Origin of the sequence: Mediterranea sp. An20, assembly GCF_002160055.1 — a bacterium.
GTDB classification, from domain to species: Bacteria; Bacteroidota; Bacteroidia; order Bacteroidales; family Bacteroidaceae; genus Bacteroides; species Bacteroides avicola.
This window is the reverse complement of record NZ_NFJV01000004.1, coordinates 113,498-133,221: the sequence shown is the minus strand read 5'-3', so window position 1 is coordinate 133,221 and position 19,724 is coordinate 113,498. Positions and strand designations below refer to the sequence as shown.

The 19,724-nt window shown below is 52.2% G+C and carries 16 protein-coding genes; 5 read left to right on the top strand and 11 right to left on the bottom strand.

Features of this window, described 5'->3' with window-relative positions:
• Positions 1 to 31: 31 nt before the first annotated feature.
• Complete coding sequence (locus B5F34_RS04130; RefSeq protein ID WP_087335351.1) at positions 32 to 3,463, bottom strand: efflux RND transporter permease subunit; 3,432 nt, start codon at positions 3,461 to 3,463, stop codon at positions 32 to 34.
• 119 nt (positions 3,464 to 3,582) lie between these two features.
• Positions 3,583 to 4,758 carry an efflux RND transporter periplasmic adaptor subunit gene (locus tag B5F34_RS04125; RefSeq protein ID WP_087335405.1) on the bottom strand — a complete coding sequence of 392 codons (1,176 nt, stop codon included), beginning with the start codon at positions 4,756 to 4,758 and terminating at the stop codon, positions 3,583 to 3,585.
• A gap of 500 nt (positions 4,759 to 5,258) precedes the next feature.
• On the opposite strand from B5F34_RS04125, the gene B5F34_RS04120 reads away from it, so the two are divergent.
• Together B5F34_RS04120 and B5F34_RS04115 are read left to right on the top strand one after the other, a co-directional pair.
• Complete coding sequence (locus tag B5F34_RS04120; protein WP_204245581.1) at positions 5,259 to 7,208, top strand: Ig-like domain-containing domain; 1,950 nt, start codon at positions 5,259 to 5,261, stop codon at positions 7,206 to 7,208.
• Positions 7,209 to 7,266: 58 nt separating this feature from the next.
• Complete coding sequence (locus B5F34_RS04115; RefSeq protein WP_239448799.1) at positions 7,267 to 8,049, top strand: DUF3108 domain-containing protein; 783 nt, start codon at positions 7,267 to 7,269, stop codon at positions 8,047 to 8,049.
• Positions 8,050 to 8,158: 109 nt separating this feature from the next.
• Here the strand turns inward: B5F34_RS04115 and B5F34_RS04110 are convergent, their stop codons facing one another.
• Genes B5F34_RS04110 through B5F34_RS04095 form a run of 4 tightly spaced genes read right to left on the bottom strand, consistent with a single transcriptional unit; the run spans position 8,159 to position 12,227 of the window.
• Complete coding sequence (locus B5F34_RS04110; RefSeq protein ID WP_087335347.1) at positions 8,159 to 9,358, bottom strand: TlpA disulfide reductase family protein; 1,200 nt, start codon at positions 9,356 to 9,358, stop codon at positions 8,159 to 8,161.
• Between the two features lie 15 nt (positions 9,359 to 9,373).
• Entirely contained in the window at positions 9,374 to 9,799 is a 426-nt protein-coding gene (locus B5F34_RS04105; protein ID WP_087335344.1) for a hotdog fold thioesterase, read from the bottom strand.
• Positions 9,781 to 11,256 carry a cysteine--tRNA ligase gene (cysS, locus tag B5F34_RS04100; protein ID WP_087335342.1) on the bottom strand — a complete coding sequence of 492 codons (1,476 nt, stop codon included), beginning with the start codon at positions 11,254 to 11,256 and terminating at the stop codon, positions 9,781 to 9,783. Before cysS ends, B5F34_RS04105 begins: the two co-directional genes overlap by 19 nt.
• A 50-nt stretch (positions 11,257 to 11,306) precedes the next feature.
• Positions 11,307 to 12,227, bottom strand: a complete 921-nt coding sequence (locus tag B5F34_RS04095) for an Rpn family recombination-promoting nuclease/putative transposase (RefSeq protein WP_087335340.1) — start codon at positions 12,225 to 12,227, stop codon at positions 11,307 to 11,309.
• Positions 12,228 to 12,585: 358 nt separating this feature from the next.
• Between B5F34_RS04095 and B5F34_RS17535 the strand changes: the two genes are divergently transcribed.
• Positions 12,586 to 12,741, top strand: coding sequence for a hypothetical protein (locus B5F34_RS17535; RefSeq protein ID WP_162609280.1), 156 nt, complete (start codon positions 12,586 to 12,588; stop codon positions 12,739 to 12,741).
• A gap of 71 nt (positions 12,742 to 12,812) precedes the next feature.
• Here B5F34_RS17535 and B5F34_RS04090 read toward each other — a convergent pair whose 3' ends face one another.
• Both B5F34_RS04090 and B5F34_RS04085 read right to left on the bottom strand, forming a co-directional pair.
• Entirely contained in the window at positions 12,813 to 13,751 is a 939-nt protein-coding gene (locus B5F34_RS04090; protein WP_087335338.1) for a DMT family transporter, read from the bottom strand.
• 13 nt (positions 13,752 to 13,764) lie between these two features.
• The gene (locus tag B5F34_RS04085; protein WP_087335336.1) at positions 13,765 to 15,276 is read right to left on the bottom strand and encodes a GH3 auxin-responsive promoter family protein; all 1,512 of its coding nucleotides are present in this window, start codon (positions 15,274 to 15,276) and stop codon (positions 13,765 to 13,767) included.
• Between the two features lie 125 nt (positions 15,277 to 15,401).
• Here B5F34_RS04085 and B5F34_RS04080 point away from each other — a divergent pair, with 125 nt between their 5' ends.
• Entirely contained in the window at positions 15,402 to 16,412 is a 1,011-nt protein-coding gene (locus B5F34_RS04080; RefSeq protein ID WP_087335334.1) for an ATP-dependent 6-phosphofructokinase, read from the top strand.
• A 69-nt stretch (positions 16,413 to 16,481) separates the two neighbouring features.
• On the opposite strand, the gene rnc is transcribed toward B5F34_RS04080, so the two are convergent.
• The 3 genes from rnc to B5F34_RS04065 are packed head-to-tail and all read right to left on the bottom strand — an operon-like array spanning position 16,482 to position 18,883.
• On the bottom strand, positions 16,482 to 17,393 hold the full coding sequence (gene rnc, locus B5F34_RS04075; RefSeq protein ID WP_204245580.1) for a ribonuclease III: 912 nt from the start codon (positions 17,391 to 17,393) through the stop codon (positions 16,482 to 16,484).
• Positions 17,359 to 18,624, bottom strand: a complete 1,266-nt coding sequence (gene fabF, locus B5F34_RS04070) for a beta-ketoacyl-ACP synthase II (protein ID WP_087335329.1) — start codon at positions 18,622 to 18,624, stop codon at positions 17,359 to 17,361. Before fabF ends, rnc begins: the two co-directional genes overlap by 35 nt.
• A 22-nt stretch (positions 18,625 to 18,646) precedes the next feature.
• Positions 18,647 to 18,883 (bottom strand): acyl carrier protein, encoded by a 237-nt coding sequence (locus B5F34_RS04065; protein ID WP_087335327.1) that lies wholly within the window; start codon positions 18,881 to 18,883, stop codon positions 18,647 to 18,649.
• Positions 18,884 to 19,032: 149 nt separating this feature from the next.
• Here B5F34_RS04065 and purN point away from each other — a divergent pair, with 149 nt between their 5' ends.
• Positions 19,033 to 19,608, top strand: a complete 576-nt coding sequence (gene purN / locus B5F34_RS04060) for a phosphoribosylglycinamide formyltransferase (protein ID WP_087335325.1) — start codon at positions 19,033 to 19,035, stop codon at positions 19,606 to 19,608.
• Positions 19,609 to 19,724: the final 116 nt, after the last annotated feature.

Below are 19,724 nucleotides of genomic sequence, written 5' to 3'. Positions count from 1 at the left end.
CATTCTTAATTCTTCATTCTTCATTGCATGGTTATTTGCTGTATTGCTCAATTTCAGCTTCTGCGTCAGAGTTGTCTACATCGTCCCATTCCATTGGTTTGATCTTCTCTTGCAAGTACTGGAAGGCAACGAACAAGGCAGGAACAATGAAGATCTGCAGAATCATACCGATTAACATACCTCCGATGGCCGAAGTTCCCAGTGTACGGTAGCCGTTGGCACCGGCACCGCTGGCAAACATCAGCGGGAGCAGACCGATAATCATGGCCAGTGACGTCATCAAGATAGGACGCAGACGGGCACCGGCACCAAGCACGGCAGCCCATGTGATACTCATACCCATCTTGCGGCGGTCGAGGGCGAACTCTACAATCAGGATGGCGTTCTTGGCCAACAGACCCATCAGCATGATGAGGGCAATCTGCATGTAGATGTTATTGGACATGGTTCCTATAATCATCTGCAAGGCAGGGATGCCACCGATGAGGCTGGCACAGTTGACGAAGATGAAGCTACCCATCAGACCGAACGGTACGGAGAGCAATACGGCCAGCGGCAGAATGTAGCTCTCGTACTGGGCACTCAACAGCAGATAAACGAATACGAAGCAGAGCACGAAGATAAGTCCGGTTGTGCTGCCGCTTGTCTCGGCCTCCTCACGTGCCATACCACCCAGTTCGTATCCGAAGCCGGCAGGCAAGTTCTGGTCGGCCACTTCGGCGATGGCTTGCAGAGCCTGACCGGAGGTATAACCTGTGGCCGGTGCTACCATCACTTTCATGGACGTGTACAAGTTGAATCGGCTGATGACATCCGGACCGTAGACCTTGGTCAGCTTTACGAATTGGCTGATAGGAGCCATATCACCGTTAGAGTTGCGTACCATGATGCTTTCCAGCGATTCCAGATTCTTGGTCGCATCACGCTCACCTTGTATCATGACACGGTACATCTTACCGAAACTGTTGAAGTTGGATGCATACAAGCCTCCATAGTATCCCTGCATCACACTTAGGATATCGTTGGGACTAATGCCTGCACGTTTACATGCAGCCGCATCAATGTCCAGTTGATATTGCGGGAAGCTGGGGTTGAAGTTCGTGGCTGCCGATGTGATTTCAGGGCGTTTCTCCAAAGCAGCCATGTAGTCCTGTACCACACTGTAGAAGCGGTTCAAGTCGCCACCCGTCTTATCCTGCATGTTCAGCTCAATGTCCGTAGATACGGAGTAACCCGGAATCATAGGCGGAGCGAAGAACAATACCTGTGCTTCCTTGATAATCTTCTGCGCACGCATGAACAACGTAGCATAGACAATGGTAGAGTTTTGCATTGTCGAGCGCTCCTCCCAAGGTTTCAGCTTGATGATGACCGAACCGTAGCCGGGGCCTTGACCGCCGATGAAGCTGTAACCCGAGATAATGGTACGCGACTGCACTGCGGGTTCGGCTGCTACCAGACTGTCTACGCGGGCCAGAATCTGCTGGGCACGTTCTTGCGATGTGCCGGGAGGCAGTGTCACGGCACCCATGATGGTACCTGTGTCTTCGTTAGGCACCATGCCGGTAGGTGTCACCTGCATGAAGACCATCAGGAGCACGATGGAGCCCACTACCAGGCTGGCGCTCAGCCAGCGTCTTTGGATGAACTTCAGCACCTGCTTTTTATATTTACCCAAGAGGTTGTCGTAGTCTGCGTTGAACGTCTGCTTGAACTTGTCGGTTGTCATACCGGCAACAGCCAGGACACTGATGACAATGAAGATGGGGCAGAGCAGCGGATGTTCTTCAAAGCTGAACATGCCGAATATCATGCCGATGATGGCCACACAAGTGAAGATGATGGTCAGTTTCGGCTTCATGAATTTGCCCAGGCTTTGGGCATAGCGCTGAATCCATATCTTGCGTGCCTCCTTGGTGGCAGTGCCGATACGTTCCTTCAACGTTGTTTCATCGTGTCCTTCCGTGTTATGCGGTTTCAGGAAAATGGCACACAGGGCAGGACTCAGTGTCAGGGCGTTGACTGCCGAGAAGAAGATGGCAATGGCCATGGTCAGACCGAACTGCTGATAGAATGTACCGGCCGTACCGCCCATGAAGCTCACGGGGATGAACACGGACATCATGACCAACGTGATGCTGACCAAGGCACCTCCCAGTTCGTGCATGGCGTCGATGGCAGCCAGACGGGCCGACTTGTAGCCCTGGTCCAGCTTGGCATGGACGCCCTCGACGACGACTATGGCGTCGTCGACCACGATGGCGATGGCCAGCACCATGGCCGACAGGGTCAGCAGGTTGATACTAAAGCCGATTATTTTCAGGGCGAAGAACGTGGCAATCAAGGCCACAGGGATGGCGATGGCGGGAATCAGCGTGGAGCGCATATCCTGCAGGAAGATGTACACCACGATGAACACCAGTATGAACGCCTCAATAAGGGTCTTCACCACCTCGTGGATGGAGGCGAAGAGGAAGTCATTGGCGCTTTGGGCGATGTTGACGCCAATACCGGCAGGCATGTTCTTCTGCATGTCGTCCAGTACTTTTTCCAAGTCCTGAATGGTTTGCGTGGCGTTGGTGCCGGCCATCTGGAACACGATACAGCTGACACCCTTGTGGCCGTCCACGGTGGCATCGAAGCCGTAGCTGTTACGTCCCAACTCGATGTCGGCCACGTCCTTTAGGCGCAGCAGTTCGCCGTCCGGCAGGGACTTGATGACGATGTTCTCGAATTCCTCGGTACTTTGCAGGCGTCCGCGGTAGCGGATGGTGTATTGGAACGTCTGGTTACTACGTTCGCCGAACTGGCCGGGGGCGGCCTCAATGTTCTGTTCGGCCAGGGCAGAGCTGATGTCGGCGGGGATGAGCTTGTACTGCGACATGACGTCCGGCTTCAGCCAGATACGCATGGAGTAGTCGGCACCCATCACGAAGGCATCGCCCACGCCGGATACACGCTTGATTTCCGGGATGATGTTGATGCTGGCGTAGTTCTCAATGAACTCAATGTTATACTTGTCCTCCATGTCGTAGATGGTGAAAATCATCAGCATGGACGACTGACGCTTACGGGTGGTCACACCGATTTGCGTCACTTCCTGCGGCAGCAGGCCCTCGGCGGCAGTTACGCGGTTCTGCACGTTCACCTGCGCCATGTCCGGGTCGGTGCCCTGGTTGAAGTAGACGGTGATGGAGGCCGAACCGTTGTTGGAGGCATCGGAGGTCATGTACATCATGTTTTCCACACCGTTGATCTGGTCTTCCAACGGCGAGACGACCGCATTCAGTACGGTCTGGGCGTTGGCGCCCGTATAGGTTGCGCTCACGCTGATGGTGGGGGGCGCGATGTCCGGGTACTGGGTAACGGGCAGCGTGGCCAGTCCGATGAAACCCAGGATGACCAGCAGGATGGAGATTACTGTGGACAGTACCGGACGGTTTATAAATCTTGATAAATTCATACTATTATATTTAATGAGGAATTAAGAATGAAGCTTTGAGAATGAAGGGCGTCCCGTGTTTCGAACAAGATTCTTCATGTTGCCGCGGAGCGGCGATTCTTCATTCATCATTTAATGGATTATTGGAATGCAGTCTGAATGTTCCCGTTTTTCTGGTCTTCCAGAGCCTGCTTGTAGGCAGCCTCCTTCTCAGCAGGCGTGATGGGTGTGATAGCCTGTCCGTCGTCCAAAGTCTGTACGCCTTCGATGACCACCTTGTCGCCGGGCTTCAAACCACCGGTCACGTAGTAGTTCTGGCCGTCATTCAGGGTGTAGACCTGTATCTCGGTGTTCTTTACCGTATTATCGGCCTGGAGGACAAAGACGAACTTCTTGTCCTGAATTTCTGTAGTAGCCGACTGCGGGATGAGGATGACATCCGTCAGAATGTTGGGGAAGATGACGTTACCTGTCGAGTTGCTGCGCAGCACGTTGTGTTTGTTGGGGAACATGGCACGCATGCTTACCGAACCGGTAGTCGGGTCGATGACGCCGCTGATAGTTTCCACGCGACCGCTGTCCGGATAGATGGAGCCATCGATGAGTTGCAGGTTGATGTCAGGCATCTTGTTCAGAATCTCCGTCATGCTGCCTCCTTCGCGTATCATGTCCAGCAGCTGGCGTTCGGTCATGGAGAAGTAGGCGAACATCTCCGAGTTGTCGGCCACGGTGGTCATGGGGGTCGACATCGAAGCGCTTACCAGGCTTCCTACACGGTAGGGAATCTGTCCCACGATGCCGTCGCTGGGGCTGGTCACCTCAGTATATTGCAGGTTGCGCACGGCATTGGTCAGCGAAGCTTTTGCCTGTGCCAGCGAAGCCTTTGCCTGCGCCAGCTGATTTTCAGATGTGCTCAACTGGTAGTCGCTCACGATGCCGCGTTTGTTCAGCTCGCGGTTATTCTTCGTGGTCAGCTCTTGGGTCTGCAAGGCTGCTTCGGCTGTTGCCACAGCAGCTTGTGCTGTTTCTACGGCAGCTTTGTACTGCACCTGGTCGATGGTGAACAGCACTTGTCCTTTCTTTACGACCGAACCTTCGTCTACGTGCAGTTTCGTGATGAATCCGCTTACCATCGGACGGATTTCCACGTCTTGCTTACCCTTGATGGTGGCCGGGTAGCTGTTCGTCAGTTTGGCAGTGGTGGTCTGTGCGGTAATCACTGCATACTCGGGGGCTTTCGCTTCACCGCCGTTGCCGTTCTTGCAGCTGCTGAGCAGTGCCAGGCAACAGGCCAGTAATACTAATCTACTCTTCATATTCATTTTTGTTCTCATATATATTGTATATTGTTTCTTATGACAGAACCCTCCCATCGCCTCTGCGGCCTCAGCGAAGGCTGGTCCCCGAACCCATAGGGTGAAAACTGAATGCGCTTTTACAGTTTTCGGGCGCAAAGTTATTCTTTTCTTTCTGTATTATATAGGTAAAAGCTATCTTTTTAACTATGTTTTTAAAGAGAAAAGGTTCTTTGTTGATTATAAGCAAGGAGAAGGCGGTGCCAGAGCCTGTATGCTGGGCGGTCTGCTTCTTCTATACAAGCACCGTGCTTCCCACATACAAGCACTGCGCTTCTTATAGACAAGCAGTCTGCCTCTTGGGCATAGGCGTTTTGAGCCGTGTCTGGAGACGGTGGAGGTGCCCGTTTGATGTCTTTGTTGCCTTATACCTCCCTTTGTAGGGTTAAAATAATGTAACGCTATACCTCAGATTGAAAGAGAAGACGTATTTTTGCAACGCATAGAACGCTTAATAACCAATGATGATCAAGAAGAAGCTATTCATTCGCCGTCTGGTGGGGACGTTGGCCGGTGTGGCCATCTTGTATTCATGTGCCAGTGTGGGGCGCATCGAAGGAGGTCCTTTGGATGAGACCCCCCCTCTGTTCCTACGCAGCACTCCCACTCCAGGTGCGCTGAATTATAACCGCCCGCGTGTCCGCATTGAGTTCGATGAATACATCAAACTGGATAATCCGGGCGAAAAAGTGGTTATCTCGCCTCCGCAGGTGCAGCAGCCCAACGTGCGTGCTTCGGGCAAGCGGGTGCTTATCGACCTGGAAGATACGTTGAAACCCAATATGACCTACACCATCGACTTCTCCGATGCCATACAAGACAACAACGAAGGCAATCCGCTTTACGACTTTGCCTTCACTTTCTCTACCGGCGATCACATCGACTCCCTGCAGGTGAGTGGCATCTTGCTCAACGCTGCCGACCTGGAGCCGGTGAAGAATATGCTGGTGGGCCTGCACGCTAACCTCGAAGACTCGGCCTTCACGAGCCTGCCCTTCGACCGCGTGGGGCGCACGGACAGCCGGGGGCGTTTCTCCATCCGGGGCATCGCGCCCGGACGCTATCGCATCTACGGACTGATGGATGGCGACCAGAACTATTATTTTTCACAGCCTACGGAGAACATCGCTTATGCCGATTCGCTGGTCATACCTATGTGTGAGCCTGCCGTGCGTCCCGATACCTTCTGGATAGACACGCTGACCATTGATACCATCGTGCAGCGGGGCTATACACGTTTCATGCCCGACGACCTTATCCTGATGTCCTTTAAGGAAAAAATTACCCGGGCCCAGCGCCTGGCCAAAAGCGAGCGCCCCGTGATGCAGCGTTTCAGCCTTTGTTTCACGGCTCCTGCCGATACCTTGCCGCTTCTGAAAGGCATGAATTTCGATGCGACCGATGCCTTTATCATCGAAAAGCCTACGGGACGCATCGATACACTGGACTATTGGATTAAAGACTCGCTTATCTACAAGCTGGATACGCTGAAAATGGAGCTGACTTATCTGTATACCGATACGCTGAATCAGCTGGTACCACGTACCGATACGTTGGCGCTCGTGTCGAAGGTAAAACCTAAAACCGAGGAGGAAAAGGCCAAGGAACGGGAGAAGAAGGAAAAGGAACGGAAAAAACGCCGCAAGAAAGGGGAAGAGGAAGAGGATAAGCCGGAGACAGAATTCCTGCCGGTCGACGTGTATGCTCCTTCGGCTATGGATATTTACGACTATCTGACGGTCTCTTTCACCGAACCTATTGCCCGCATTGATACTTCTGCTTTCCACCTCAGGCAGAAAGTGGATACGCTGTGGAACGATATTCCTTTCGATTTCCAGCAAGATACGGCAGACATCAAGAAGTATAACATCTTTGCCGATTGGGAACCGGGAGAAAGCTATACCTTCGAGATTGACTCTACGGCCATACACGGCATTTACGGCCTGTTTACCGATAAGGTGAAAAAGGACTTCAAGGCCAAGGCGTTGGAAGAATACGGGCAGATATTCTTTGATATTACCGGTGCCGATTCTGTGGCTTTCGTCGAATTGCTGGACGGACAAGACAAGGTGCTGCGCACGGTGCCCGTTGTCGAGGGACGTGCCGACTTCTATTTCCTGAACCCCGGCAAGTATGGGGCCCGGCTCATCAATGACACCAACGGAAACGGGAAGTGGGACACGGGGGATTATGCTGCGAAACGCCAGCCCGAAGCTGTGTACTACTACTGGCAGGTATTGGACCTGAAAGCAAATTTTGAACTGCGCCAAAGCTGGAACATCAAAGACCGGCCACGCGATAAACAAAAACCTGACGAATTGAAAAAACAAAAACCGGATGAAGACAAGAAAAACAAAAACCGGAACAACCGAAGCAGCTCGGGCAATAGCGGCCGGGGCTACAGTTACTAAAAAGGCTTTGCCTTGTGCTGGCAAGTGGATATGCGCTTTGCTGGTGTGCTGGCTCGTGATGTTTGCCACCGAAGTCTCCGCTCAGTGCGGGGCTAAGAACACGGCGTTCTTGCCGGGTGAGCGCATCTCTTACAATCTGATGTTCAACTGGAAGTTTATCTGGATAAAGGTGGGCACAGCCGAACTGACCACGGATAAGACGGAATATGAAGGCAAGCCTGGCTACTGCTTCCGTCTGAAGTCACATACCAGCAAGCGTGCCGATTTCTTTTTCAAAATGCGCGATACGCTGACTTGCTATGTCACCGACCGCCTGGAGCCGCTTTATTTCTGCAAAGCTGCCGAAGAAGGAAAGCGCCACACGCGGGACGAAGCCTGGTTCTCGTACAGCAACGGGGTGTCACACGTCAAGCAGCGGCGCACGTGGTATAGTGAGGTACGGGCCCCGCAGGAAATGGAATATACGGCCGAAAGTGGCTGCATCTTTGATATGCTCAGTATTCTGGGGCAGGCCCGCTCATGGAATCCTGCAGATTTCAAGGTGGGCGATAAGGTACACTTCCCAATGGCCACCGGTCGGAAAGTAGAGCAGCAGACTCTGATATACAGAGGGACAGACAATGTGGAAGCCAAGGATGGGCATACCTATCGCTGTCTGGTGTTCTCTTTTGTAGAATATGATAAGGAAGGCGCCGAGAAAGAAGTCATTACCTTCTTTGTTTCTGATGACGATAACCATTTGCCTATCCGTCTGGATATGTACCTTAGTTTTGGTTCGGCTAAGGCGTTTTTTACAGGCGTAGAGGGCAACCGCTATCCGCTGAAGTCGTTGGTGAAGTAAGACCGAAAACATAATGACGGGTAGACTCAGCCCCCTGCCGGAAAGCTGTCAGACTATCCGGCAGGGGGCTGATTCTGTGTGGAATGGAACTGGCTCTTGTTGTTCCCTCTTAGTTTATATGTGTTTCCAGAATCGTCCGGATCACTCCTTTCCAGTAGCCGGCCCAGACATGTTTCACTTTCCCGTCTGGCGCGATAAGCACGTAATGCGGAAGCCCCTGTACGCCATAATCAGCTTGCAGTCCGCCGCCGTCGTTGCGCAGTTCGTTCCATTGGATGCCTTTCATTCCTTTTATCTGAAGGCATTGCTTCCATACCTCCTGGGGGTCGGTGCTGATGCAGACCACAGTCAGACGGCCGGCATACGTCCGGGCTACTTCCTCCAGTTCGGGAATGGCTCGCCGACACGGGCCGCACGTCTGGCTCCAGAAGTCCAGCAAGATGTATTGACCTTTGAATTCAGCCAGATGATGCTCGTTTCCGTCGGGGTCATATAAGGTTCCATCGGTCATAACATCACCTGCTTTTATCTTCGGGAATAAGGCATGATAAGCTTTTTGCGCCGTAGCAGTCTGTTTGATGGAATCCGGTAAGGTCATGTACAACTCCTTCAGTGGTGCGATAAAGGCAGCGTAGTCTTGGAACGCAGTGTCAGCGGCAGCAAACCTTGTCAGGGTAGCATTCGTTTCCAGTTTCTCCAACCATATTTGTGAAACAGGTGCCGTCTTCATACACTCCACTTCCATTCGCGTACGTTCCAGCATGAAGGGGACCGATAGCCTTTGGATAGAGTCGATTTTGTTCCATGCGGCTTCTTGGTACTCTTTGTTGCCTTGGTGCTTCTTGTCGGATAATTCTGTCAGGATGTCGCTTTCCTGGATGTTATATTCCAGTATTTGCTTCTGAGGCTCGCGGGTATAGTTGGCAAAGCGATTTTCCTCTTGTTGCTCTGCGATGTCACTCTTTACGTCCCATAGGGGAAACAGTTTGCCGTTTCCTTTCAGTTCGATGTATTGTCCGGGAGCTACCCATAAGTTCAGTAAATAGTTCGGGTAACCTTTCCCGTTTATTGTCAGGCACAGTCGCTGTGAGGAAGATACCGTGTCGCGCAGTTCAAATCGTCCTTGCATTACCGTGTCGCAGGCTACTGCGGTGAAGAACTGGTCGTTTAGTTTCTGCAGGTGGACGACAGTACTGTCCGGTACGTCAGTTACCGTACCAGCTATCAGATATTCGTTGTCGGCCACCTGCGGTGCGCAGGCTGTCACTAATGCAGTCAGGCAGAGGCAACCTAAGACGCTCTTCTTCATGATTGCGTGCGGGCATTAGTCAGTAGGTGCAGTGGCAAACGGCAGTTTGTCGTTCATGCGGAACACGCTCGACTCGAACGTCGCCAAGAGTTTGCCTTCCTGGTTGGTGATGTCTATCTGGTAGCAGCCCGTAGTGCGCCCGATATATCGTTCGCGGGCTTCGGCAATGAGCGTGTCTCCCTGCTGGCTCCCCCTGAGAAAGGTGATGTGCGATGAGAGCGAGAAAGCCAGGGTACCGTGCGCATTGGCCGCAGCAGCCAATGCCAAATCCGCCAGGGTGAAGAGTGCCCCACCTTGTGTACGTCCACCGGCATTCAGGTGTTCGGGAGTGATGGTGAGGGATGCTTTTGCATAACCCTCCCTCACTTCCAGTAGCTTGACACCTGCATTGGCGGCAAAGCGGTCGTTCTGGAAGAACGCTTTTATTTGTTCAGTTTCCATTCTGTGCGTTCCTTTCCGTCTTTTATTTCAAAGCCTAAGGCTGTCAGTTCATTGCGTATCTTGTCGCTGGTGGCCCAGTCTTTGTTGGCTTTCGCTTTGGCACGCTCTTCCAGCAGCATGTCCACTACGTGGCCGAAAGCTTCCTCACGGGCAGCATCGGATGTATTCTCAGCCTTCAGTCCCAGGATATCGAAGGCAAAAAGTTGGAAGATGTCCTTCAATTCCTGCAGGTCTTCGGCGCTGATGGTATCGTTGCCAGCAGCGATGTTGTTCACCATCTTTGCTCCGTCGAACAAGTGTGCGATGACAATGGGCGAGTTCAGGTCGTCGTTCATAGCCTCATAGCACTTGGCGGCCAGCGCATGTACATTCACCGACGAGGCAGTCGACGGCTTCAGGTTGTCCAGCTCGTGGATAGCATCCATCAGACGGGCCAATCCTTTCTCAGCAGCCTGCAAGGCCTCGTTGCTGAAGTCCACCGTACTGCGGTAGTGCGCCTGGAGGATGAAGAAGCGGATGGTCATCGGTGTGTAGGCCTGTGTCAGTTTCTCGTGCTGTCCGGTGAAGAATTGCTCCAGTGTGATGAAGTTACCCAGCGATTTGCCCATTTTCTGTCCGTTGATTGTAATCATGTTGTTGTGCATCCAGTAGTGCACCATGTCATCACCCTGCGAAGCCACGGCCTGCGCAATCTCGCATTCGTGATGCGGGAAGACCAGATCCATGCCTCCCCCGTGTATGTCGAAGTGCGCGCCCAGATACTTGCGCCCCATGGCTGTACATTCGCAGTGCCAGCCTGGGAACCCGTCACTCCAAGGTGAGGGCCATCGCATGATGTGTTCGGGCTGTGCTTTCTTCCACAAGGCGAAGTCGGCGGGGTTGTGTTTCTCCTCCTGGCCGTCCAGTTCGCGGGTGGTATTCAGCACATCATCCAGGTTGCGGCCCGATAGCATGCCGTAATGATGGTCTTTATTATACTTGTTTACATCGAAGTAGACGGAGCCTTGGCTTTCGTAGGCATAGCCGTTTTTCAGAATCTCTTTTACCAATTCGATTTGTTCGATGATGTGCCCCGATGCCTGCGGCTCGATGCTGGGTGGCAGGACATTGAGGGCACGCATGGCGTCGTGGTAGCGGTTGGCATAGTATTGTGCCACCTCCATCGGCTCCAGTTGTTCCAGACGGGCTTTCTTGGCAATCTTGTCTTCGCCTTCGTCGGCATCGTGTTCCAGATGGCCTACATCGGTGATGTTGCGTACGTAGCGCACCTGATAGCCCAAATGTTTAAGATAGCGGAATAGCAAGTCGAACGTAATGGCCGGACGTGCATGTCCCAAGTGCGGATCACCGTAGACGGTGGGACCGCAGACATACATCCCCACGTGGGGGGCGTGCAACGGCTTGAATACTTCCTTCTGCCGGTGCAGGGTGTTGTAAATGAGTAAGGGTTGTTCCATATTTAATCTCCTATATTGCTTTTTTGTGGAGCGAAAACAATGGTTTCCGCTCAAAGTGTGTCAATTATTTCAGGTGAAAGTCCTGTCATGTCGGCTATATCGGTCATGGCATAACCTTTGGCTTTCATGCGCCGGGCAATGTCTACCTGACTTTGTTGTTTTCCTTGTTGTATACCTTGCTGTATACCTTGCTGTATACCTTGCTGTATACCTTGCTGTATACCTCGTTGTATACCTTGCTGTATACCTTGTTCGATGCCTTTCTGTACGGCATAAAGTTCCGTCACCAAGTTATCGCGATACACCTTGATGCTTTCGTCATATTTCATGCGGTCTTCCTTGCTTAGAGAAGCAATGTCCACAATTTCTTCCAGTTTCTGGAAGACGGCGTTGCGGGCCTTGAAAGGGAGTCGTTGTAGTGTTTCCATATTCTTCAGTACATATATCCAACGTTCGAAATCGTTATTGCATTCGTTTTCTTCTTTGTCGAAGAAAGGCAGCTGCAGGAAAATGAAACGAAGTTTGTCCGAGAATGGTTTATGTGTGTCTCGGTCGTCCAGCCAGACATCGGTGCGAAGCTTTTGTTCTATGCCTTCCTCCTTGAAGTTCATGAAGAAGATGCCGTACACGGCTTTCAGGTTGAATTGCCAGTCAACCCCTCGTTCGCCCTGGCGGGAAATGGCGCGAGCGAGATAGTAGATGGCCCGTTCGCGAAAGAAAGCCTGGCGTCGGTTTTGCATCTCTACGATGAACTGCTCCCCGTTTTCATCGGTGCAGTAAATATCGTAGATGCAGCTGCGGTCTTCGATGGCTTCGCCCTGAATCTCTTTGTCCAGGAAACGGATGTCGCAGATGTGCTTTTCGCCTGCAAAGAGACTGTTGAGGAAATCTATCAGCAGGTCTTTGTTGATTTCTTGTCCAAAGATGCGTTTGAAGCCAACATCGGTGAATGGGTTGATGAATTTAGGCATGGCGGATTCTCTTTTTTCTTTCTGCAAAGATAAGATTTACAAATTGAATTTCCTTCATAGAGCTGAACAAAAAGTAATTTGACCGCTAATTTGCAGTCGGCATGTATCCTGCCGATTGCTGCCTATATAGCTGAAGTCTGCTTCCAAGCGATTGGCGGTCTCTTTCAAAGGTAGATGAATTTTCCTGCTAAGGCATTAGGAAAAAGTGGCATGTTTCCCTGCCCGGGCAGAAGATTAACCTGACGATAACGTTGTCTTAACCTTCTTATTCTTGTCCTTAGCCTATCTTTGCCGTGTCGGAAGGGAGGTGCCTTCCGGATATTCTATAAATTGTAAATCGTTTAAAAACATAGGAAAAATGAAGACTACCATTTCATCCATTCTGTTCCGCACTGCGGGATTCCTTATCAAAGGTGCCGTTATCGTAACAATAGGTTTCTTCCTGACAATCTTGCTGAACGATGCGTATGTCGATATGAAACACGCCGTTTACGATGCCTGGTGTGGTCGATAAGTCGGGAGTTTTGCTCAGGCAGGTCCGGGGCTCCTTCGGGTGTTCGTGAGAGGCCGATGGGGTAGGGAAAGTCATTCCCTGGCAGCTGCCTCGTGTGCCTCTATCTCCTTGCGGCTCTTGCTGACAGTCACTAAATAGACACCGCCAAAGATGAACACCACAGCCACGCCTTTAGTCAGGTTGAACGAATCCAGTCCCAGACAGATACTGACAATGCTGGCCACCACAGGCTGCACGTAGTTGTACATGCCCGCCACGGTGGGTCGCAAGTTCTTCTGCCCCACCAGAATGAGCATGTAGCTCAAAAATGTAGCGCACACCACAATGAAGGCAATGCTACCGATGGCAGGCAAATCCAGCGCGCTCCAGTCGGTGGCTATCAGATTGTTGTAGGAGAAGGGCAGGGCAAAGATGAAAGCGTAGGTGAACATCCACTTCATGATGGTGACCAGCGAATAACGCTGCACGAAGTTCTTGAACAGTACGATGTAAAACGCATAACTCAACTGTGCGCCCAGTACCAGGATGTCTCCCAAGATAGGATTGTCACCGCCGGATGCCGGGTGGCTGTTGTCCTGGCTACCCATGATAAGCAGCAACGCGCCTCCGGCTCCGAGGGCGATGCCCAGCACCTTTTTGCCCGTTATCGGTTCTTTCAGGAAGAATGCCGCCAGCACCATGGCCCATAGCGGCATACTTGTGGTGATGATGCTGGCATCGGCGGGAGAGGTCAGTCCCACACCGAAGATGAAACAGCCTTGGTTGAACACGATGGCCAGCAGCGAGGCTGCCAACAGCAGGGCCATGTCCTTGTGATGTACGTGTTCGGGTTTTTGGAAAAACGAGATAAGCCAAAACAGCACCATGGCTCCGAAGATGCGCAGGTCTGTCAGTACCAGGGGAGTAACAATGCCTCCAGCCATGACAATCTTTGCCAGCGGCGACATCAGCCCCCACGTCATGTTGGCCGTCAGCATGGCGGCATGCCCTTTAAAATGAAAGTTTTTCATTGTCAAGTAGCGGTCATTTATTCAATTCCAGCATCTCCTCGATATACTGGCGCGTGTTACTCAGCCGCGGAATCTTGTGTTGTCCCCCCAGCTTGCCCTTCTTTGCCAGCCAGTCATGGAACAGGCTCGGGCGGGCCACGATGACTTCCAGCGGCTGCAGGGCCAGGTTGTTTTGCCGCTTCGCTTCGTAGTCGGAGTTGATTTCCTTCAGCGTGTCGTCCAGGATGCGAGCAAACTTCTGTAAGTCGTCCGGCATTTTCGCGAATTCAATGAGCCACTGGTGCCGGCATTTGGCATTGGCATCCATGAAGACCGGTGCGGCAGAGTATTCTGTGACCTGCGCGCCTGTTTCAGCGCAGGCTCTGGCCAGTCCTTTTTCGGCATTATCCACGATAAGTTCTTCGCCAAACGCATTGATGAAATGCTTGGTACGTCCGGTGATGACAAACTTGTACGGGTGTTTGGAAGTGAAGCGCACGGTGTCGCCTATCTGATAACGCCACAAACCTGCCGAAGTCGAGATGACTACTGCGTAGTTCTTGCCCAACTCTACTTCTTCCAGACAACAAGCATGCGGGTTCTCCTTGCCTACTTCTTCCAAAGGGATGAATTCGTAGAAGATGCCGTAGTCAATCATCAGCAGCATTGACGGGTCGGCAGGGTCGTTTTGTGTGCCGAAATAACCTTCCGAAGCGTTGTACGTTTCTACGTAGTGCATCTTCGGGCTGCGGATAATTTGCTTGTATTGCTCGCGGTAAGGTGTAAAGGCCACTCCACCGTGGAAGAACACTTCCAGATTGGGCCATACTTCTTCTAAGGTCCGTTTGCCTGTTTTGTCCAGGATGTGCTTGATGAGTACCAACATCCACGAAGGCACGCCCGACAGGTTGGTGACATTCGCCCCGATGGTTTCCCGTGCAATGGCTTCCATCTTTTCCTCAAAGTCGCTCATCAGGGCTGTCTGCTTGCTGGGCACGCGGATAAGATTGACTATGGAAGGGATGTTTTCGATGAGAATGGCCGAGAGGTCGCCCACCAGGCTGTGGTTGGAACTGAGGTTGGGTGCGTGGCTACCGCCTAAGATGAGACCTTTGCCGGAGAAGAAGCGGCTCTGCGGGTTCTGCCCCAGGTAGATGGCCACGGCATCCTGCCCGCCACGGTAGTGCGTGTCTTTCAGCGACTCGCGACTGACGGGGATAAACTTGCTCTTGTCGTTGGTGGTGCCCGATGACTTGGCAAACCACTTTATCTCCGAGGGCCATAGTAAGTTCTGTTCGCCCTGCCGGAGGCGCGACACGTAAGGCTTCACTTCCTCATACGTCTGTATGGGTAGCCGACGGCGGAATTCATCGTACGTGTGTATGTCGGCATAGTTATATTTCTTGCCCCATTCGGTGCCAGCCGCCAAGTGGAGGAGACGTTGCAACACTCCGTTCTGAAGTTCTTCCGAGCGGGTGGCATATTGCCCGATTTCTTTCAAACGCGGGGCAAAATAGGCCTTGTTCAGTAAGCTTGTGATGTTCATGATTCTTTTAGAAATCTGTTTAGCAACGCAAAAGTAAGGTTAATTCTTGGTTTCTCTATCTTTTTTCCTGCTTTTTTCTTACCTTTACCGCTGTTTCTGACACTTATTATTTTGTAGGGAGCATTATGAGAATCGGCATACTTACTTCAGGGGGCGACTGCCCAGGCATCAACGCCACCATTCGCGGCGTGTGCAAAACAGCCATTCATCACTATGGTTTTGAGGTGATAGGTATACACAGCGGCTTTCAGGGCCTGCTTACCAAAGACACGGAGGAGATAACCCGCCATTCGCTTTCGGGGTTGCTCAATCTTGGAGGCACAATGTTGGGCACTTCGCGAGAGAATCCCTTTAAAAGAAACGGTGTGGTGTCCGGCGTCAATAAACCAGCCCTCATCGAGCGCAATGTGAAGGAACTGGGATTGGACTGCATCGTGTGCATAGGCGGAAACGGAACTACGCAGACAGCTGCCCGTCTGGCGGAGAGGGGGCTGAACATTGTGTCTGTTCCCAAGACCATCGACAATGACATCTGGGGCACAGACTTTTCTTTCGGCTTCGACTCTGCCGTGAGCATCGCTACCGATGCCATCGACCGCCTGCACTGCACGGCCAGCGCACACAAGCGTGTGATGGTCATCGAGGTTATGGGTCACAAGGCGGGGTGGATAGCTCTTTATGCCGGTATGGCGGGCGGGAGCGATGTCATCTTGCTGCCTGAGATTTCCTACAGCATCCACCGCATCGGTTCGGCCATTCTCGAACGGCTGAAGCAGGGTAAGCCCTATTCTATCGTGACCGTGGCCGAAGGCATTCCTACCGACGGGCGCAAGCGGGCCGGAGAGTACATCGCGCAGGAGATAGAGTATGAGACGGGCATCGAGACCCGCGAAACGGTGTTGGGATATATTCAGCGCGGAGGTTCGCCTACGCCTTTCGACCGTAACTTAGCCACTCGCATGGGCGGGCATGCCACAGAGCTGATTGCCAACGGACAATTCGGGCGTATGGTTGCCTTGCGGGGCAACGACATTACCTCCATCCCTCTGGCCGAGACGGGAGGAAAGCTCAAGGTGGTGACAGAAGACCACGACTTGGTTGTTCAGGGACGCCGGATGGGAGTGTGCTTCGGCTGAGGCTGATACTCTGCCATTTCTTATCCGCTGTGCTGGGTATGGCAGAGAAGCGGCTGTGAAAAGTTTTTCTTATTCCTCTTGTGCGGGCAGTTCGCTGCCATCTGTTTCGTGGGTGATGTGTTCTTCGCTCACGGTCACGAACGCTATGGCATTATCTGCAGGCGGGGTCAGTCGGAGTGCTTTGGCTTCTTCTATCTGCAGCCTGAAGTCGTTGTTGCCCTTGATTTTGTTCAGTGCTTTCTGCGCCGCATTCTGTTGTGATTCTTTCTTGGAATATCCCATGCCCTTGCCTGCCGACAAGCCTTCTACCTTGACCTCGGTGTGGAACACAGGGCTGCGGTCTTTGTCCAACCGCTGTTCTATCAGTTCAAACGATACGCTGAACTTGTATTTCTGGCTCCATTCAATAAGTTTCGACTTGAAGTTGGTCTCTTTGCGCGACATCTTTTCCAAGTCGATATACTCTTTCAGGATTTTTTCCTTCATGAACTCCATGCAGCGGTCGTAGCCTTGGTCGAGGTAAATGGCACCGATGAATGCCTCGAAGGCATTGCCATACATATAGCTGTTGTGTGCCGTGTTGCGTGTGGTATATTTCACGAGTTTGTCCAGTCCGATGTCTACGGCCAGCTTATTCAGCGTTTCGCGCTGTACGATTTTGGAGCGGGTGCTGGTGAGGAAACCTTCGCGTTTGCCGTCGAAATGCTGGTAGAGTATGTCTGCCACGACGGCATCGAGGACGGCATCGCCCAGAAACTCCAACCGCTCGTTGTTGAGCGGTCGCCCGCTTTCGCCGCGCACCAGGATGGATTTGTGCAGTACGGCTTCTTTGTAATAATGTATGTTTCGGGGGAAAAAGCCCAATATCCGGTAGAAACAAAAATAAGACTCTCTGTCCTTGTGGAACAGGAGCCTTATTTTGTCTATTTGATTGCGTAACACGACCTTATTCTGCGTATTTCTTGAAGATGACGCAAGCATTGTGACCACCGAATCCGAATGTGTTGGACAAGGCAGCACGCACTTCGCGCTGCTGAGCCTGATTGAAAGTAAAGTTCAGTTCGTAGTCAATCTGTTCGTCGTTGTCACCCTCTTCGTGGTTGATGGTGGGGGGTACGATGCCATTCTTGATAGCCAGGATGCTGGCAATGGCTTCTACGGCTCCTGCTGCACCCAGCAGGTGTCCGGTCATAGACTTGGTAGAGCTGATGTTCAGCTTATACGCATGGTCGCCGAACACTTCCTTGATAGCCTTGGCCTCGGAAATGTCGCCTACAGGCGTTGATGTGCCGTGCACGTTGATGTAGTCGATTTCATCGGGATTCATCTGTGCGTCTTCCAGCGCATTCTGCATGACCAGTTTGGCACCCAACCCATCGGGATGAGAAGCCGTCAGGTGGTAAGCGTCGGCCGACATGCCCACACCTCCTACTTCGGCATAAATCTTCGCACCGCGTGCCTTGGCGTGTTCCAGTTCTTCCAATACGAGACAGCCGCCTCCCTCGCCCATGACAAAGCCGTCGCGGCTGGCACTGAAGGGACGGGAAGCTGTTTCCGGTGAGTCATTGCGCGTAGACAGGGCGTGCATGGCATTGAAGCCGCCCACACCGCAAGCGGCGATAGCAGCTTCGGAGCCGCCCGTCACGATGGCATTGGCCTTACCTAAGCGGATAAGGTTGAATGCGTCGGCAATGGCGTTGGTTGAAGTGGCGCAGGCCGAGCAGGTCGCATAGTTGGGACCGTGGAATCCGTAGAGGATGGAAATCTGTCCGGCTGCGATGTCCGAAATCATCTTGGGGATGAAGAACGGATTGAAGCGCGGACCCTTTTCCTTGCCGGTCAAGGCATAGTTGCCTGCCTCTTCCTCGAATGTACGGATACCTCCGATACCGGCACCGAAAATGACGCCGATGCGGTTCAAATCTTCTTTTTCGATGTCAAGTTCCGAATCACTTACAGCTTGCTTGGCCACAGCGATGGCATACTGCGTGTAAAGGTCCATCTTGCGCGCTTCCTTACGGTCAATGTATTGGGAGGCGTCGAAGTTCTTTACCTCGCATGCAAACTGCGTTTTGAAAAGGGACGCATCGAAATGAGTAATAGGTCCCGCTCCGCTGGTCCCGTTCACAAGATTGTCCCAGAATTCTGTGACAGTATTGCCAATGGGAGTAACGGCACCGAGACCTGTTACAACAACTCTTTTTAATTCCATGTGATGAAACGGATGGATGAAATTACTTAGAGTGCTCTTCGATGTAGTTGATGGCATCGCCCACTGTGCCAATCTTTTCAGCCTGGTCGTCGGGGATAGAGATGCCGAATTCCTTTTCAAATTCCATGATGAGCTCTACAGTGTCCAGAGAATCGGCTCCCAGGTCGTTTGTGAAGCTGGCTTCGTTCTTTACTTCAGATTCTTCAACGCCCAACTTATCGACGATAATCGCTTTCACTTTAGATGCAATTTCAGACATAACTTTCAGTTTTTAATTAATAATTAGGTTTATTTCTTTAATTTTGCCGTGCAAAGGAATGAATATTTCTTGGGCTGTGCAAATATTTCGGACATTAAGTGCTGATTTTTGCACATTTTTTACGATTTTGTGCATAAACACCTACGATTATGGCTATAAACATCGCTATTTTGGCTTCGGGCAACGGGACGAATGCCGAGAACATCATCCGTTATTTCCGCGAGAAAGATACTGCCCGTGTGGCATTGGTATTAACCAACCGGCAGACTGCCTTCGTGTTGGAGCGTGCTGCCCGTCTGGGAGTGCCTGCCTTCTGTTTCAGCAAAGAAGAGTGGGCCGACGGGCGGCCGGTGCTCGATGTGCTCCGTGCGCATGACATTGGTTTTGTAGTGCTGGCGGGGTTCTTGTTGCGCATTCCCGCCAGTCTTATTCAGGCTTATCCGCACCGCATGGTCAACATTCATCCGGCGCTGTTGCCCAAGTTCGGAGGCAAGGGCATGTATGGCGACCACGTACACCGTGCCGTCTTGGCAGCGGGCGAGGTGGAGAGCGGCATCACCATCCACTACACCGATGAGCATTACGACGAAGGCACCGTCATCTGCCAATACCGTTGCCCCGTCTTGCCCGGCGATACGCCCGAAACGTTGGCTGCCCGTGTGCACCAGTTGGAGTATGCGCACTATCCGCAGGTTGTGGAGCAACTGGTGCAGGGGCTTTCATGAAGGTTGTGAAGATTGAAGGCGGGCGATTCCGCTCCTCCCTCCGGGCGGTATATATTCGGCGTTTATTTGTCATATATTCCGTGTCCGCTCGTAACCTATTTCGAGTCCGGTCGGAA

Coding starts and splice junctions, on each gene's coding strand:
- B5F34_RS04130 (WP_087335351.1), bottom strand. CDS start 3,463: ATGAATTTATCAAGATTTATAAACCGTCCGGTACTGTCCACAGTAATC.
- B5F34_RS04125 (WP_087335405.1), bottom strand. CDS start 4,758: ATGAAGAGTAGATTAGTATTACTGGCCTGTTGCCTGGCACTGCTCAGC.
- B5F34_RS04120 (WP_204245581.1), top strand. CDS start 5,259: ATGATGATCAAGAAGAAGCTATTCATTCGCCGTCTGGTGGGGACGTTG.
- B5F34_RS04115 (WP_239448799.1), top strand. CDS start 7,267: ATGTTTGCCACCGAAGTCTCCGCTCAGTGCGGGGCTAAGAACACGGCG.
- B5F34_RS04110 (WP_087335347.1), bottom strand. CDS start 9,358: ATGAAGAAGAGCGTCTTAGGTTGCCTCTGCCTGACTGCATTAGTGACA.
- B5F34_RS04105 (WP_087335344.1), bottom strand. CDS start 9,799: ATGGAAACTGAACAAATAAAAGCGTTCTTCCAGAACGACCGCTTTGCC.
- cysS (WP_087335342.1), bottom strand. CDS start 11,256: ATGGAACAACCCTTACTCATTTACAACACCCTGCACCGGCAGAAGGAA.
- B5F34_RS04095 (WP_087335340.1), bottom strand. CDS start 12,227: ATGCCTAAATTCATCAACCCATTCACCGATGTTGGCTTCAAACGCATC.
- B5F34_RS17535 (WP_162609280.1), top strand. CDS start 12,586: ATGAAGACTACCATTTCATCCATTCTGTTCCGCACTGCGGGATTCCTT.
- B5F34_RS04090 (WP_087335338.1), bottom strand. CDS start 13,751: ATGAAAAACTTTCATTTTAAAGGGCATGCCGCCATGCTGACGGCCAAC.
- B5F34_RS04085 (WP_087335336.1), bottom strand. CDS start 15,276: ATGAACATCACAAGCTTACTGAACAAGGCCTATTTTGCCCCGCGTTTG.
- B5F34_RS04080 (WP_087335334.1), top strand. CDS start 15,402: ATGAGAATCGGCATACTTACTTCAGGGGGCGACTGCCCAGGCATCAAC.
- rnc (WP_204245580.1), bottom strand. CDS start 17,393: ATGCTTGCGTCATCTTCAAGAAATACGCAGAATAAGGTCGTGTTACGC.
- fabF (WP_087335329.1), bottom strand. CDS start 18,624: ATGGAATTAAAAAGAGTTGTTGTAACAGGTCTCGGTGCCGTTACTCCC.
- B5F34_RS04065 (WP_087335327.1), bottom strand. CDS start 18,883: ATGTCTGAAATTGCATCTAAAGTGAAAGCGATTATCGTCGATAAGTTG.
- purN (WP_087335325.1), top strand. CDS start 19,033: ATGGCTATAAACATCGCTATTTTGGCTTCGGGCAACGGGACGAATGCC.